Origin of the sequence: Cupriavidus sp. H39 (genome assembly GCF_050271075.1) — a bacterium.
In the GTDB taxonomy this organism is placed as follows: Bacteria; Pseudomonadota; Gammaproteobacteria; order Burkholderiales; family Burkholderiaceae; genus Cupriavidus; species Cupriavidus necator_B.
On the sequence record NZ_CP189845.1, the window covers coordinates 1 to 16694 of the forward strand.

Sequence of the window (16694 nt, forward strand, 5' to 3'; positions counted from 1 at the left end):
CATCTTTCGCCACGCCAAGCGCCCGGTGGGGAAAAGCTGGCGGGCACGAGACCTACATCCTGGTACGCGGCCAGTGGAAGTATCTGTACCGGGCGGTTCTAAGGATTCGTTGTGCCGTAGTAACGCAGTGTCGGTGGAGCCGATCAAGCATGGCGACCAGCGCTGAACACGATTGATTTGCCGCTGTGATAAAGGCTCGCTGTCCCCATTGTTCCCGAGACGGAGGTAGTTTGCCACCGGACGGCTTTAGGATGAAGAGCTGGCCACTCGACAAGATTCGAAAAAGTTCAGAAATCCGGATTACTGCCCGTGCGATGCTGAAAGCAGAATGTTCGCGGAACGTCTTGTGATCGAAATTACGGAGACGTCACCCGTAATCAAAAAAGTAGCCGGTCTGATCCGGGATCTGATAAAAATATATAAAAAATACATCGCTTACATAAGAAGTAAAAAAGTTACTTGTTTCACTTGATCGGTATGGTCAAGCTTGCGAGGCCAGGGTGTCGTAATTGAAGGTGTATAGAGCGAGATTGAGCTAGGACTGATCCTTTCGGCGCCGATCCTATCTACAAAGCATAACGATGATCCATAACAGGGTAATCAAAATGAGTGATGCGGCGTTGAAGATGGTGGAATTTTTCAGATCGAACTGGTTGACCGTTGCTTGTCGATCGTCACAGAGGCGCCGCCGCCACCCGAGAACATTCCGGACTTGCGCGTCTCCTGCGACGTAGTCAGTCGGAACGTGCTTTTTGTGCAGGGTTGGATTTTGCGCGAATGGGAGTAGGGCAGGGGTGCTGGTTGGACGTGACTGAGGTCAGCGCAGAGTGGGGCAGCCGTTTCACGGTGGGCAGGGTCAAAAGGTCCCATTCTGCTGGAACGGGGCCGCAGCAATGGCCCGCTCCAGATCGCGCCGCTTGACGTTCGGCGGCGCGCGATGGGGCCGGGCGGGTTCACCTTGCAGCGTGCGCGATGGCCCGGCCTGCTGGCGACTGTCGCGCTCCGCCTGTACCTGCGCCGTGATGGCCAGCACGTGTCCCAGCCGCTTGTTGTCGACGGTCGCGCCGAGCCGGTCATAGGAGGGAGTGGGCAGGGACGCGCCGTCGGCCCACAACTCGATCCTGCCGTCCGGGTACTCGGTGACCTCGAGATAGCGTTGGCATCGACCGGTTGAATCCGCATTCCAGCTCCCGCCATTCGAGCTGATGAAACCGTGAAGTCGCCGATTTCCGTTTGAGAAAATCCCCTCGCCCTCGCGCCCGAACTGGATTTAGCTACTCCTACTTCACCGGAGGTACGTCGTGTATCAGTAAGTTCAAAATTCGTCAGATTTCCGGCGTTAAGAAGCTGCTACCTTTGCTAGCAGATGCCTATACGTATCCCCGTGCGTATCGCATCTCTGAGTTCGCCAGACGATGCGTGTCGTCTGGCTTTTTTTTTGGTTCGGCGTCGAACTACCAGGAAGGCGGCACCAATCTTAAGGAATAAGCAGTGGTCAGCGCGGAAGCCATAGGCCATGCGCTTGAACACCTTGATCCGGTTGTTGATGCATTCGACCAGAATGGTACCCGAGGGCGCCAGGGAGGGCTTGAGCCGTCGGGAGAACTGGAGCAGCGGCTCGATCCCGCTGCTCATGGCGCGGTCGTACTTGTCCTCCCACAACCGCCTGGCGTAGCCGCGGTCGGGTAGTCCCACAGGGTCTTGAGATCGCCTCCTGGGCACGTAGACCGCCATCAGTCCATTGTTGGCCGCCAGAAGTTCTTTGAGCCGGATCGGGTCGGCTATCGTTTTCCGTTCTCCCGGTTGCGCAGAAGCAGCCAGCGGGAGGATTTGACCACCTTGCGAGCCATCCGGTCATCGCGCAGACGGTTCGCCTCGTCGAATCGAACCCTGTCGATGATCTCTCGGCAGTACTTGGCTACCACATGAAATGTCCGATTGAGCGAGGGCGGTGGTTTGGTCTGTGGGCTTCTTTTTATGGAGTCCAGTAAGGCAGTACTGCTTTGAAACAATTTTTGTGCGTAGCCTGCAAAGCCGTCGCTCTGCTAGGAGGCGCGCTACTCGGTGGAGGGCCTGCCGAGCAAGGACCGCCTGGCCCCCGAATACCAGACCGTGTTGCCTGACGAGAATCGGCTGGCGCAAAGAGTATCGGGAACTTGCGGATGTCGTGGTCATCTCAAGCATTATCCGACGAACCCCTGCCCACGTATTGGGCAATATCTACATCATCAATTTGCTCCGGACGCATGAAGCGCTCGGCATAGCGGCGATACACACCGGAAGTCAGGAAGAGTTCGAAGAGTTCCGGATCGAGATGATGCTGCGCGGTGGCCATCGCCATGATCCGGACGGCTTCGGACAGTTTCTTCGCCTTCCTGTACGGCCGGTCGGCGGCCGTGAGCGCTTCGAAAACATCAGCGATGGCTAGCATCCGGGCCAGAGGGCTCATGTCTTCACGGCGCAGGCGCCGCGGGTACCCTGTGCCGTCCATCTTCTCGTGGTGGCTGCCCGCGATTTCCGGCACCTCGCGCAGGTGCTTCGGGAACGGCAGGCGCGAGAGCATGATCTGTGTCTGCACTATGTGGTCTTCGATCTTGAAACGCTCTTCTTCCGACAGCGTTCCCCGCGCCACCAGAAGATTGTGCAACTCGCCACGGTCATATAGATGCGCGGGCGCCTTCAGCTTGAAGCCCCATGGGTTGTCCTCAGGGATGATGTCTCGGGCTGTGCGCTCGATCACGTGTTCTGGCTTGTTGGCCAGCAGTGGCTCCTCTACGGGCAGCGGCGCGACCGGGATATGCACCATGCGCGCCAGCTCCTCTTGCGAGAGACCGAGGCGGTCGTCCAGCGTGCGCGTCCACCTGCGGGAGGCGATGCGCTGCAGCCGCTCATTCTGCGGCGCGTCCATGGACTCGCCGCCCTGGTTGCATGTGGCAACAAACGCGAAATCCTCATCCAGCGCCTCTAAATCGACGTCGCGCCGGCGCCGAGCGGTCTCGCCGTCCTCGCCGGCGGCGAGCGCACGCAGGTAGACGATTTCGGCGTCGCGCTTCAGGACTTCGAAGCGCATGCGCACTTCGTGGATGCGATTGTAGAGCGTCTCAAGCTTGGTCGCCTTGTCAATGATGTATTCAGGCGTAGTAGCCTTGCCGCAATCATGGAGCCAGGCGGCCACGTGCAGCGATTCCCATTGCGCGCTGGTCATCTGGAATGACTTGTAGGGACCGTCGATGGCATTGCATGCGGCGCTGGCCAGCATCTTGGCGATTTCCGGAACGCGCTTGCAGTGCCCGCCAGTGTGCGGGCTCTTGGCATCGATGGTGCCGGCCAGCAGCCTTATGAACGCATCGAACAGCTCGCTTTGTGCGCTCGTCAGGGCGCGCACTGCGAGCGCACCCGCGCACAGGTTGGCGAGCGTGTCGACAAAGCTAAGTTGGGCGCTCTCCATCGACGTATCACGCAGCACCAGGATCACGCCCTGAAGCTCACGCTGGCGCGTGGCCAGCGGGATCGCCGCCGCGTGGCATGGGGAACCGGCTGCCAGGGAAACAAGTTGCGACCCCAGGAGGTCATCCGGAGTCAGCACGCCTGCCCGCGGCGCGAGGTCGCTGGCGGAGGAGCGGACTAGCGGCAAGGCCTGCGACACGTCTACCTGCGGCAGCGTCGGAGCGACATCCGACCCATTGCGGTCGAACGCCACGGCCGCTTTCAACTTATCGCCGTCCGCCAAGTACAGCACGCCTGCGCTGCCACTAGCGGCGTTGATCATCTTACGCAACAGCACCGGCAAGAGTTGATCGAGCGGGCTTTCCGCCGAAACAGCTTGCACGATGTTCAGGAAACGCTGGATGGTCTGCCGCATCTGTTCCGTTGCGTCGCCAAGCGTCCTTACCTCGCCGATGTGCGAGCGAACGGCGACAGGATGCAGGAAGTCGAACCGGCGGATGGCCTCAACGCTATCGGCCAGCACGTGCAACGGTTGGGCGATACGGTGCGCGACCAGCCAGATCAGCGGCAAGGACAGCAGCACAATCAGGCCCGTGGCCCCGATGCTCAGCAACGCCTGCTGCCGCGCGCCCTTCAGCAATTCAACCTGCGGGACTGCGGAGACCAGGAACAGCGGCTTGCCACCTGTCGGCGTCAGCCTGTCGACTGTGGTGTACCAAGCCTCGCCCCCAGCGGAGATCACTTCGTGTCTGCTGGCCGATCCGCCCAGAGTCCGCAGGCCGGCGGCCAAATGCGTGAGGACAGGTAAGCCATAGTCCGCCGGTGCCACAAGCAGGCCCGAGTGGATGACATCTGGCGCCGATCCGGATTCCGGAGGGTTGCGGTCGATTGCAATAACCTGGCCTTGTCCGTCCAGCAACGCCAGCACCGAACGCGCGACGGTTTTCTTGCGCGCAAGCATCTGCCCCAGTGCATCAAGCCGGAAGTCCCCACCGACTACGGCGCGGCGCGTGCCGGTGACCAGGGCCAGCGTCGATCCCGCTTGCTGGTCAGAGAAGAAGATGTAGGGCTCGGTGCGGATCAACTCGCCCTCCGCCATGGCTTCCTTGTACCAAGGCCGCTGCCGTGGATCGAATCTCGTGGCGAAATCCGAAGCGTCGACGGTCTGGATGATGTTAAGTCCTGCATCCAAGAAGTAAGCCCACCCCCGCGCCACGCCATTCGCCCGCTCAATGTTGCGCACGAGATAGACAGCTTGCTTGGGAGCATTGACGGCAGTGCGATCCGTCTCTCCGCGCAGCGGCCTGACGTAGAAGAAGCTGCCGTTCGCATAGCCCAAGTACAGCGACTGCAGCGCCGGCGAGGTGTCCAGCGCAGCGCGCACGAGTGCCAGCAGCGCCAGCCGTTCGTCGATCGACTGCGCCTCGGCCAGTGAACTATGGCTGATTAGCTTGACCGCCATCTGCGCTGGCGCGATCAGCTCTTTGACCTCGTCAAGCGTTTCGCGGCTGATCCGATGCGTGGCATCGGACGCCGCACCCTCCAGCGCCGACTTGGTCATCAGGAAGTTGATGCCGCACGTCAGCGCGCCAACCACCAGAACTAGGGAGCCGAATAGCACCCACAGGTGAAGGTGAAGCGGGTAACTCCTGCTTGTTTGCATATGCCCTTCCCTTGCTGGGTACTGCTTGCTCAGTTGACGCTGAGCCGAGCTTGATCGCAGCCGGACTCCGCCTTTATTCGCTCAGTACTTGCCGTTCATCGCGCGAAATGCGTTCGGGACTCGGCAAGTCCACGATCAGGATCGCACTCACCATCCTGACATCTGTCTCCTTGCCAAATCGACAGCTGATCGGTTCAAGGGCGACATCATCTGCTCAACCACCTATTCCTTGAATTCCGCCGGATTGCGCTTCCTTCTTCAACTGCTTCCGTCTTTCCATTGACCTTCATCGAAGGGTGACGGGGCGAAAACTATCCTGACATGGAGGGAGATCAACTGAATATAGGTTCAATCAGATTGGATTGGCATGAAACTGGCGCTAGCGCTCGCGCAACGCCTCGGCGGCGCGGCGCAGCGGCTTGAGCAGGTAATCGAGCACGGTGCGGCGGCCGGTGCGGATCTCGGTGGTGGCGACCATGCCGGGCAGGATCGGGTGGCGCTTGCCGTCGCTGGTTTCCAGGTAGGCGTGATCGGTCAGCACGTAGACGCGGTAGTAGTAAATGCGCTTGTCGACCTGGTCTTCGATGGTGTCGGGCGAAATCCGGTCGACGCGCGCCGGCAGCGTGCCGTAGATCGACGGCTCGAACGCCGTGATCTTGACCGTGGCCGGCTGCGCCGGGTGGATGAAGGCGATATCGCGCGGGCTCAGCCGCGCCTCGATCAGCAACTGGTCGCCCAGCGGCACGATTTCCATCAGCACGCCGCCGGGGCTGACCACGCCGCCGATGGTGGAGACGCGGATGTCCTTGACGATGCCGCGTGCCGGCGAGTTGATGGCGGTGCGGCGCAACTGGTCGGCACGGCCTTCGCGCACCTTCAGCAGCGGGCCCAGGTCGGCCATGGTGGTGGCGTAGTCGGCCTTCAGCGCCACGTAGTATTCGCTCTGCGTGGCGGCCAGTTTGGTCGAGAATTCGGCCACCTTCTGCCGCAGCCGCAGCACCTCGACTTCATTGGTCGCACCGGTGCGCAGCAGCGGGATGGCGATCTGCAGCTCGTTCTCGGCCAGCCGCAGCTGCTCGCGCAGGTTGCCGACATTCTCGCGGAAGGCACGACGGTTGGCGGTGAAGAGCTGGCGCTCGCGATCAACCATCGCGGCATTGCCCGCCAGCTCGGCCGGGAAGGCAACATTGGCGGCATCGTTCATTTCCGCGTGCAGCCGTGCCGCGCGCGCCTGCAGTGCCGCGATCCGCTCCAGCGTCTCTTCCATCGAGGCGCGCGCCTGCACCGGGTCGAGCGTGGCCAGCTGCTGCCCGGCCTCGACCACGTCGCCCTCGCGCACCGCCAGCTCGGCCAGGATGCCGCCTTCCAGGCTCTGGATGATCTGGCCCTTGGACGCCGGCGTCACGCGGCCCTCGCCGATCGCCACTTCATCCAGCCCGGCCAGCGCCGCCCATAGCAGGAACAGCGTCAGCGCCGCCACGATCACCCACAGCAGGTAGCGCGGGCCCGTGGGCTCTGCGCCGATGCGAATCCAGTCCGCGCCCGCGGCCGCTTTCGTGTCCATCCCCGTGCCCATGTTCAGCCTCCTGCCGCATCCAGCGCACTCACGGCCTGCGCGCCCTTGCCGCGCAGCGCGGCCAGCACCGCATCCTTGGGGCCGTCGCGCACGATGCGCCCGTTGTCGACGACGATGATGCGGTCGACCAGTGCCAGCACCGCGTAGCGGTGCGTAGCCACCACCAGCGTGCGCTGGCCCAGCCAGGGCCGCAGCCGCGCGATCACGGCCTGTTCGGTGGCCTCGTCCAGCGACGCGGTAGGCTCGTCCAGCAGCAGCACGTTGGGCGCGCGCAGCAGCGTGCGCGCCAGGATCAGCGCCTGCTTCTGGCCGCCGGACAGGCCCACGCCGTTCTCGCGGATGGTCAGGTCCAGCCCGTGCACCTGGTTCAGCAGCAGCCGGTCCGCGCACGCCAGCCGCAGCGCCTGCAGCATCGCTTCATCGGTGGCGAGCGGATCGGCCACCAGCAGGTTGTCGCGCAAGGTGCCGTAGAACAGGCTGGATTCCTGCATCACCATGCCGACATCGCGGCGCACGTCGGCGGGGTCGATCAGCGGCAGCGGCGTGTCGTTGAACAGGATGCGGCCCTGCACCGGCGTCGCCAGCCCGCCCAGCAGGCGCAGCAGGGTGGACTTGCCGGCGCCGACGCGGCCCAGCACCGCAATGCGCTCGCCGGGCGCGATCTGCAGCTGCGGGATGTTGAGTACCGGCTTTTCCTGCGGATCGAAGCCGTACACCACCTGCTCGAAGCGATACCGCCCCACCAGCGCGGGCCGGTGGTACGCGTCGCGCGCCGGGTCGTGGTCCAGCGGCAGGCTCAGCAGCGCGTCCAGCCCCTGCTTGCCGACGCGCGCGTTCTGGATGCGCCCCAGCACCGCGGGGATCTGCGACAGCGGCGCGATGGTGCGGCTGGTCAGGATCGAGCAGGCCAGCACCGCGCCGAACGACAGGCCGCCGTCCAGGATGCCATGCACGCCGGCCACCAGTACCCCGACATAGGCCAGTTGCTGCACCGTCTGCGACAGGTTCAGCAGCAGCCCGGCGATAAAGCGCTGCTTCAGGCCGATCTCGCCGTTGACCGCGTTGACCCGGTCCCACAGCTTGCGAAAGCGCGGCTCGGCCTGCAGCGTCTTGATGTCCTCGGCCCGGTAGATCGATTCCATCAGGATCGCGTTGCGCAGCGCGGCCTCGCTCATGCCCTGGGTCGACAGCCGCGCCAGCGGAATCTGCGCCACCAGGCCGGGCAGCACCAGCAGCGGGATGGCCGCCAGCGGCACCAGCACCAGCCAGCCGCCCAGCAGCCAGATAATGACCAGGAAGCCGGCCACGAAGGGCAGGTCGATCAGCACCCCGAGCGTGCTGGAGGTGAGCAGCTCACGCAGCTGCTCCAGGTCGCGCAGCTGCGCCACCAGCGTGCCGGGCGAACGTGGGCGCGCATCGTTGCGGATATCCAGCACGCGCGCGAAAAACATCGCCGACAGGCGCTGGTCGACCTGCTTGCCGAAATGATCGGCGATCGAAACCCGCACGGTGCGGATCAGCAGCTCCAGCACCAGCGCCAGCGCCACGCCGCTGGCCAGCACCCACAGCGTATGCAGCGAGCGCGCCGGCACCACGCGGTCCCACACCTGCATCGCGAACAGCGAGGTGCCCACTGCCAGCAGGTTGCCGAACAGCGAGCCGGCGCCCAGCTCCGCCAGCGTGCGCCAGTTGGCGGTGAAGATGCTGCCGAGCCAGCCTTCCGGGCGCGCCGCCAGATAGGCATCAAGACGGCCGCTGCGAGGCGCCACCCGTTCGCGCACCAGCAGCAGGCGCACGGCGCCGTCGGCCTGCCGCGCCAGCGCCGCCAGTGCGGGAGTGCGTTCGATGGTGCCGGCCTCGGTGGGCAGCTGCAGCACCGCCTTGCCGTCGGCGATGCTCGTCAGCAGGCCCACCTTGGCCCCGTCGAGCGCCACCAGCGCGGGCAGCAGCAGCGACGACAGTGCGGCCGCGGGCAGCTCGGCAAACTGGGCCGACAGGCCGGCGGCGGCTGCCATCTCGACCACGGCGCGGTCCGCGTCGGCGCGGTCGGCCCACGCGGCGGCGCCGCGCACCAGTTCCGGTGAGGGCGACAGCCCGAGTTGGCGGGCCGTGAGCAGCAGCGCGTCGGCCCAGGCCTGCGCCGGCTGCCCCGGCTGCTCTGGTGCGCCGCCGTGGTGGGGTGTGGCGCCGGCGGGCGTAGTGCCGGCAGGCGGCGTATCAAGGGTGGCTTGCACTGTCGTGCTCCCGCAGCAAGGCCACGAACCTGCCGGTGGCGGCGTGCGCCTTGATGCGCGCCAGCATGCCGTCGGCGACCGCGCCGATCCATTCCTGCTCGGCCAGGAAGATCTCGCGCTCGGGATTGAGCACGTCGGTCAGGGTCCGCTTGTTGAGGATGTATTCCTGCCAGTACAGGTCGCGCGAAGCGCGCAGCAGCGCGATCATCCGCGCATAGCTTTGCGTGCGCGCCGCGGCGCCGGAAGCCTCGGTGGCGGCGGAATGCAGCGTGGTACGGGCCAGCAGCCGTTCATTGTCCAGCGCCTGCTGCGCGGCACGCTGGCCGGCGCGGGCGGCGTCGATGCGGTGCCGGTTCAGCCCGCCCAGCGAAAAGTCGCCGGCGATGGCCACGCCGATCCAGGTGTCGTCGTTGGCATTGGCGCGTCCGGTCGAAACCGAGCGGCTGACGCCGACGCTGACCGACGGAAAGCGCTCGGCCTCGGCCAGCGTCACGCGCGCATGCGCGGCCTCGGCCGCGGCCGCGGCGGCCAGCACCTTGGGCGTGTGCTCGATGTCGTCGCCCTCGTCGCCCAGGCCGCGGACCTCGTCTTCGGTGCGCGCCAGTTCGGCCACGCGCTCGGGCCGCACGCCGATCAGCTCGGCCAGGCGCGACGCGGCCACGTCGAAGCGGGTACGGGCGCGCAGCACCTCGGTGCGGGCACGCTGGATCGCCACGTCCGCCATGGTGCCGTCCGAGCTGACCGACAGCCCCGCGCGCACGCGCTGGCCGATCTTGTCGCGCGTGACGGCAAGGGTCTCGAGCTGGCGCTGCGCGGCCGCCATCATCGCCTGGCTGGCGGCCAGTTCGATATAGATCGAGGCAGTGTTGTAGGCGATCTGCTCGACCGTGTCGGACAGTTCATGGCGGCGCTGTACCAGCGAGGCGTCCGCGGCGGAGATCTTGCTGGCGGTGCGGCCGAAGTCGTAGAGCAGCTGGCTGACGCCCACCGATGCGCGCGCGCCCATGTCGTTGCCGCCGCTGCCGAAGCTGCCGCCATAGCCCGGGCGTACGCCATATTCCAGCTTGGGGTACCAGGCCGAGCGCGCCACCGCGATCTCGGCCTCGCTCTGCGCCACCACCGCGTTGGCGCGGCCGATATCCGGATGCCGCGAGATGGCGATCCCGACGGCCTCGTGCAAGGCCATGCCCGCCAGCGGGATGCGCAAGGCCGCCCGCACACCGTCCGCTGCGGCGGCACCCGGCGCCGGCGCGGGGGCCAGCGGGGCCGTGGCGGCCAGCGCCGGCACGCCGGCTAGCGCTGGCACGGGCGCGGCGCCAGCCGGCCCGGCCATCAGCGTGGTCGCGAGCAGTGTGGCGAGGAAAGGTCTTGCCGCGCGCGAGGCGGAGGAACCGGGAAACAAACCGAGGCCGAGGCCTGGGCCGGCGCTGGCGCCGGCGTCAAGGGTCAGTCTGACTGTGAACAAGATGGCGATGCCGTCCGGATGTGTACATTGCACCGGCATGCATGCACGCAAGCCGGTGCCACGGCCGGCCCGGCTGCTCGCGCATGCCGCCGGGCCGGGGGCTGCAGGGTCAGACCAGGATCTGTTGGTTGGCCAGCAAGGTCTCCAGGTTGGTGGTTACGTTGGTCAGCGTCACCAGCGTTTGCGCGCTGTAATTGGTGCCGGCGCCGTCGCGGTCGATGGTGATCACGGTGTCGGCGCCCGACTGCGCGGCGCTGAGGTATTGGCCGATGTTGTCGCCGGCATCGATGGTGGGCACGCCGTTCTGGTAGTGGGCGGGGCCGTTGGCGTCGGCGGCGTAGCCCTCCAGCAGCGCGGATACATCGAGCACGTCATTGCCGGCTTGCCCCGGTGCGGTGCCCACGGTGAAATCCGTGATCGTGTCGGTGCCGTTGCCGCCGGTGTTGTCGTTGCCGCGCGCCTCCCAGAGAAACACATCGGTGCCGGCACCGCCGCTCATGGTGTCGTTGCCGGCGCCGCCGATCAGCACGTCGTTGCCGGTCTCGCCATTGAGGAGGTCGTCGCCGGCGCCGCCTCGCACCAGGTCGTTGCCGTCGCCGGCATTGATGGTGTCGTTGCCGTCGTAGCCATAGAGCCGGTCATTGCCGGCGCTGCCCGTGAGCGTATTGCCGGTGGCATCGCCTTCGATGATCGCCGACGGCTGGCTGGCGCCGAGCAGGTTGGTCAGCACGCCGGCGCTGACCAGCTGGCTGCCGGTCGACGTGGTGGTCAGGCCGGTGGTGTCGGTGGCGGTGATCGTCATGGCGTCGAGCAGGCTCAGGCTGACGCCCAGCAGGCCGCCTTCCAGCGTGATCGAACCGAGCAGTTCGTTCAGGCTCAGGTTGTCGATCGGCCCGCCGCCGATGGCGGAGATCGACAGTGTCGACGATGGGCCGATGAGGCCCAGGATGCCCGGGTCGTTCACCACATTGAAGGTCAGCCCCAGCTCGGCCGCCAGCGCGAGGCTGGCGTTGAGCCGCTGCATGCCAACGCCCAGCAGCCCGCCATACTCGATCACCACGCTATTGATGTTCTCGTTGTAGTCGCTGGCGGTGAAGAACTGCTGCGCGCTCAGGTCGATCAGCCCCAGCAGGTTGGCATCGGCAATGCCGAGCAAGCCGCCGGCTTCATTCACGGCAGCCTCGGGCGCCACCTGCTGCGCCACTGTGAAGCTCTGGGTGGTGACCGCGCCGATGTTGCCGGCGCTGTCGGTCACGTGGGTGGTGATGGTGTAGGTGCCGTCCGCGAGCTGGCCCGGCGCGAACCATTGCCATGTGGTGCCCGTGACGACGGCATCGGTCCAGGTGGCGCCGCCGTCAATGCTGACTTGCAGCGTCTCGTTGGAGGCCAGCGCCGCGCTGAGCGTGCCGCTGACGACGGGGGTCGTGTCGCCGGTAATCCAGTCGCCGGCGGTACCGGTGTCGTCGGTCAGCGCGGTGACCGTCGCCGTGGCGGTCGGCGCGACCGTATCGACCGTCAGGTTGAAGGCGGCGGTCGGCGTGCTGACGTTGCCCGCCGCGTCGGTCGCGGTAGCGGTCAGCGCGTAGGGGCCATCGGTCAGCGGCGTGGTCGGGGTGAAGGTCCACGCGCCGGTGGTGGGGTCGGCAACCGTGGTGCCGAGCAGCGTGGTGCCGTTGTAGACGCTGATGGTGCTGCCGGCATCGGCGGTGCCGGCGAGCGTCGGCGTGGAGTCGTTGGTGCTGTCGCCGGAGGCCAGCGGGCTGGCGACGGGGTTGTCGTCGGTGACGCTGGTGATGGCCGGCGCGGCCGGCGCGAGGGCATCGACGGTAGCGGTTGCCGGCGTGCTGGTGTTGCCGGCGGCATCGGTGGCGGTGACGCTGATCGCGGTGCCGTCGGGCAGCGGCGTGCCGGGCGAGTAAGTCCAGGCGCCGGTGGTGGCATCGGCCGTGACGGTGGCGTCGGGCGTGCCATTGCCGTCAAGGTCGATATCGATGGTGCTGCCGGGGTCGGCGCTGCCGGAGATGGTGGTGCCGTTGGCCTGTGTAATGACCGGGGCAGCGGGTGCAGCGGTGTCGACGGTTAGGTTGAAGGCAGCGGTCGGTGCGCTGACGTTCCCCGATGCATCGGTAGCAGTGGCGGTCAGCGCGTAGGGGCCATCGGTCAGCGGCGTGGTCGGGGTGAAGCTCCACGCGCCCGTGGTGGCATCTGCAACGGTGGTGCCGAGCAGCGTGGTGCCGTTGTAGACGCTGATGGTACTGCCGGCATCGGCAGTGCCGGCGAGCGTCGGCGTGGAGTCGTTGGTGCTGTCGCCGGAATTCAGCGGGCTGGCGACCGGATTGTCGTCGGTGACGCTGGTGATCACCGGGACCGCGGGCGGCGCGGCGTCGATGGTCACCGTCGCGGGGCCGCTGGTATTGCCGGCGGCATCCGTAGCGGTGACGCTGATCGCGGTGCCGTCGGGCAGCGGCGTGCCGGGCGAGTAAGTCCAGACGCCGGTGGTGGCATCGGCCGTGACGGTGGCGTCGGGCGTGCCATTGCCATCGAGGTCGATGTCGATGGTGCTGCCGGCGTCGGCGCTGCCGGAGATCGTGGTGCCGCTGGCAACGGTGATGCTGGGGGCAGCGGGTGGCGCCGTGTCGACCGTCAGGTTGAAGGCAGCGGTCGGTGCGCTGACATTCCCCGATGCATCGGTCGCGGTGGCGGTCAGCGCGTAGGGGCCATCGGTCAGCGGCGTGGTCTGGGTGAAGGTCCACGCGCCGGTGGTGGGGTCGGCAACCGTGGTGCCGAGCAGCGTGGTGCCGTTGTAGACGCTGATGGTGCTGCCGGCTTCGGCGGTGCCGGCGAGCGTCGGCGTGGAGTCGTTGGTGCTGTCGCCGGAGTTCAGCGGGGTGCTGACGGGGTTGTCGTCGGTGACGCTTGTGATGACCGGCGCGGACGGCGCGAGGGCATCGACGGTAGCGGTTGCCGGCGCACTGGTGTTGCCGGCGGCATCGGTGGCGGTGACGCTGATCGCGGTGCCGTCGGGCAGCGGCGTGCCGGGCGAGTAAGTCCAGGCGCCGGTGGTGGCATCGGCCGTGACGGTGGCGTCGGGCGTGCCATTGCCGTCAAGGTCGATATCGATGGTGCTGCCGGCGTCGGCGCTGCCGGAGATGGTGGTGCCGTTGGCCTGTGTGATGACCGGGGCAGCGGGTGCAGCGGTGTCGACGGTCAGGTTGAAGGCAGCGGTCGGTGCGCTGACATTCCCCGATGCATCGGTCGCGGTGGCGGTCAGCGCATAGGGGCCATCGGTCAACGGCGTGGTCGGCGTGAAGCTCCATGCGCCGGTGGTGGCATCGGCAACGGTGGTGCCGATCAGCGTGGCGCCGTTGTAGATGCTGATGGTGCTGCCGGCATCGGCAGTGCCCGCGAGCGTCGGGGTGGAGTCGTTGGTGCTGTCGCCAGAGGCCAGCGGGCTGCTGACCGGGTTGTCTTCGGTCGCGCCGGTGATGGCCGGTATTGCCGGCGGCGTGGCGTCCAGCGTCAGCGTGAAGGCGGTGCTGGGTGCGCTGGTATTGCCCGCGGCGTCGGTAGCGGTGACGGTCAGGCTCACGGCGCCGTCGGGCAATGGTGACGTGGGCGTGAAGGTCCAGGCGCCGGTGGCGGCATCTGCAACGGTGGTGCCGATCAGCGTGGCGCCGTTGTAGATACTGATGGTGCTGCCGGCTTCGGCGGTGCCGGAGAGGGTCGGGGTGCCGTCGTTGGTGCCGTCGCCGTCGGCGCGCGGGCCGGTCGACGGGGTGGCGTCGTCCGTGACGCTGCCAATCACCGGCGCGGCCGGTGCGCTGGCATCGATGGTGGCGGTGGCCGGCGTACTGGTGTTGCCAGCGGTGTCGGCGGCGGTGACGCTGACCACGGCGCCGTCGCCCAGTGCCGGCGACGGCGTGTAGGTCCAGTTGCCGCTGTCGTCGGCCGTGACGGTGGCATCGGGCGTGCCGTCGCCGTTCAGGTCGATATGGATGGTGTTGCCCGGCTCGGCGGTGCCGGCGATCACGCTGCCGTCGCTGGGCGTGATCGTGGGCGCCGCCGGCGCTGCGGTATCGACCGTCAGCAGGAACGGCGCGCTTGCCGGGCCGGTATTGCCGACCGCGTCGGTCGCGGTGACCGTCAGCGCGTGGTTGCCGTCGGCCAGGCTCGACGGCGGCGTGAAGCTCCAGCGGCCGTTCGCGTCGGCGATGGCGGTGCCGAGCAGGGTGGTGCCGCTGTAGATGCTGATGGTGCTGCCCGCTTCGGCGCTGCCGGAAAGCGTGGGCGTGGTGTCGCTGGTGCTGCCTCCGGCAACGATCCCCGTGCCGGCATCGTTGCTGACCGCGCTGATCACGGGCGCTGCCGGTGCCGCGCCATCGACGGTCACCGTGGCCGGCGGGCTGGTGTTGCCGGAGGCGTCGGTTGCGGTCACGCTGACGACGGTGCCGTCGGCCAGCCGCTGGGGCGGCGTGTAGGTCCAGTTGCCCGCGGCATCGGCGCTGACGGTGGCATCGGCCTTGCCGTCGCCGGTGAAGTCGATGCCGACCGTGCTGCCGGCCGGGGCCGTGCCGGACAGCGCGGCGCCGTTGGTGGGCGCCACCTTGGGCGCGGCTGGCGCAACGCCCCCGCCTGCCCCGACGCCACTACTGCCGCCGCCTCCGCCATCCCCACCTCCACCGCTGGCCGCGGCCGCGATGATGCCGGCACCGGCCGCTGCGCCCAGCAGCCCCAGCAGCAATGCCGTGGAAGTGCTGTCGCCGATCGGCTCGAACAGCATGGCCTCCTCGGCCACGCCGTCGCCCTGCGCGCCCAGCGCCCGGCTGAAGTCGGCCAGCCATTGGCCGTCTTCCTGCACGAACACCAGGTTGTTGTACTGCGCCCCGTTGGTGAAGAAGCCCTGGATGCGCAGCGTGCTGCCATCCCGCATGGTCAGCAGCAGGTCGTTGCCTTCGCGCGCGAAGTTGGCGACGCTGTCGCGCTGCGCCGCGATCAGGAAGTTGGCGGGGCCGTCAGGTGAGGCAACGGTGCGGGTGCCGGGGGTGACAGGAACATCCGTGTGGTTGAGCAGAACGCCTGACGAAACCATGCTGACTCTCCTTCATCCTGAGTGATCGGTACGTAGTGCATGACTAGTGTACGGAGGCGTAAACCGCAAAATCTGAAGGATTGTCAAAGGAAGGAACTATCCGCTGGTGCTGCGGGCGAAAACCCGCCCTTCCCATTCGTGCGTTGCATGGCGTCTCCTGGAGTTGCGGTGAGGAATGAATACAGGCCCGGTCTGGTCGAAACTCTAGCCGACTGCCGCGCTTGCGTGAAACTCAATCGCCGACCACGGGCATAAGCATTATTGATCGGCCAAGGGTGGCGGTTTGAGCGACCCATCTGCCGCAATGCGCCCGGCCACCAGTTCGCGCAGCACTTCCGCCACGGCTTCGGCCGCGCTGGTTCGCGGCAGTGCGCGCGGCCAGCATAGGGACAGCGTGCGACGCAACTCCGGCACGATCAGGTGCCGCGGCACATCGCTGTCCGCCTCGGACAGCGATGACGCGGGCAGGATGGTGCAAGCCAGGCCTTCGCGCGCGGTTGCCAGCAGAAAGGGCAGTGAGTCCAGGTCGGCCACCACATTGAGCGGCACGCCCGCCTGTGCGAAAGCCAGTTCGACCACTTCGCGCAAGCCCTGCGAGCCGCTTGGCAGCACCAGTGGCAGGTCGGAAAGTGCCTTGACTGTGACGGTGGCGCCTTCTGCGCCGATCTTCGACTGCGGCTTCCCAAGCCTGCGCGCAACTGAAAGCGCCCCGACGAGGTAAAGTGATTCACTGGCAAGCCGCTCGAGGTCCACCGCGCGCGACGGTACATCACGGAACAGGATGGCGAAATCGAGCCGATTGTGGTCCAGCAGTTCCGAGATATAGCGGCTCATGCTCTCAAAGAGCTGGAGCCGGATCTGTGGATAGCGGTCCCGCACTGCGCGGATCAGCGGCATGCCGAATGCTGCTGCTGCGGTGGTGGGCAGGCCGATGGCAACCATACCGGTGACATCCATGCCCGCTACCCGGACCTCGGCGCCGGCGATCTCCACCTGCCGCAGGATATTGCGGGCGTGGCGATACAGGGTGCGGCCGGCTTCCGTCGGCTTCACGCCCTTGGCGCCGCGGTGGACCAGCGGCACGCCCAGTTCTTTCTCCAGTGCTGCTAGTTGCTGACTGAGTGCCGGCTGAGCCACGCAGACAACCTCGGCGGCCCGTGTCAGGCTGCCCTGGTCGACAATGGCAATGAAATAGCGCATGGCGCGCAGGTCCATGACAG

9 protein-coding genes and 1 pseudogene are annotated in these 16694 nt (G+C 66.7%); 1 reads left to right on the forward strand and 9 read right to left on the reverse strand.

Annotated features, from left to right (window positions below):
* Window positions 1-98: pseudogene (locus ACOCMH_RS00005) on the forward strand (DDE-type integrase/transposase/recombinase); the annotation flags it as partial.
* 758 nt (window positions 99-856) lie between these two features.
* On the opposite strand, the gene ACOCMH_RS00010 reads toward ACOCMH_RS00005, so the two are convergent.
* The 9 genes from ACOCMH_RS00010 to ACOCMH_RS00050 all read right to left on the reverse strand — a co-directional run bounded on the left by ACOCMH_RS00010 (window position 857) and on the right by ACOCMH_RS00050 (window position 16689).
* Window positions 857-1114, reverse strand: a complete 258-nt coding sequence (locus ACOCMH_RS00010; protein WP_427305974.1) for a hypothetical protein — start codon at window positions 1112-1114, stop codon at window positions 857-859.
* Between the two features lie 245 nt (window positions 1115-1359).
* Window positions 1360-1734, reverse strand: coding sequence for a transposase (locus ACOCMH_RS00015; RefSeq protein WP_427305975.1), 375 nt, complete (start codon window positions 1732-1734; stop codon window positions 1360-1362).
* Between the two features lie 47 nt (window positions 1735-1781).
* On the reverse strand, window positions 1782-1925 hold the full coding sequence (locus ACOCMH_RS00020; protein ID WP_427305976.1) for a hypothetical protein: 144 nt from the start codon (window positions 1923-1925) through the stop codon (window positions 1782-1784).
* 251 nt (window positions 1926-2176) lie between these two features.
* A complete protein-coding gene (locus ACOCMH_RS00025; protein WP_427305977.1) occupies window positions 2177-5110 on the reverse strand; it encodes an HD domain-containing phosphohydrolase in 2934 nt (977 codons plus the stop codon).
* Between the two features lie 379 nt (window positions 5111-5489).
* Entirely contained in the window at window positions 5490-6674 is a 1185-nt protein-coding gene (locus tag ACOCMH_RS00030; RefSeq protein WP_427306056.1) for an HlyD family efflux transporter periplasmic adaptor subunit, read from the reverse strand.
* A gap of 14 nt (window positions 6675-6688) precedes the next feature.
* A complete protein-coding gene (locus ACOCMH_RS00035; RefSeq protein WP_427305978.1) occupies window positions 6689-8920 on the reverse strand; it encodes a type I secretion system permease/ATPase in 2232 nt (743 codons plus the stop codon).
* Window positions 8904-10253, reverse strand: a complete 1350-nt coding sequence (locus tag ACOCMH_RS00040) for a TolC family protein (RefSeq protein WP_427306057.1) — start codon at window positions 10251-10253, stop codon at window positions 8904-8906. The genes ACOCMH_RS00035 and ACOCMH_RS00040 overlap by 17 nt, the downstream gene beginning before the upstream one ends.
* Window positions 10254-10494: 241 nt before the next feature.
* The gene (locus tag ACOCMH_RS00045; RefSeq protein ID WP_427305979.1) at window positions 10495-15474 is read right to left on the reverse strand and encodes an Ig-like domain-containing protein; all 4980 of its coding nucleotides are present in this window, start codon (window positions 15472-15474) and stop codon (window positions 10495-10497) included.
* A 258-nt stretch (window positions 15475-15732) separates the two neighbouring features.
* The gene (locus tag ACOCMH_RS00050; RefSeq protein WP_427305980.1) at window positions 15733-16689 is read right to left on the reverse strand and encodes a LysR substrate-binding domain-containing protein; all 957 of its coding nucleotides are present in this window, start codon (window positions 16687-16689) and stop codon (window positions 15733-15735) included.
* Window positions 16690-16694 lie beyond the last annotated feature (5 nt).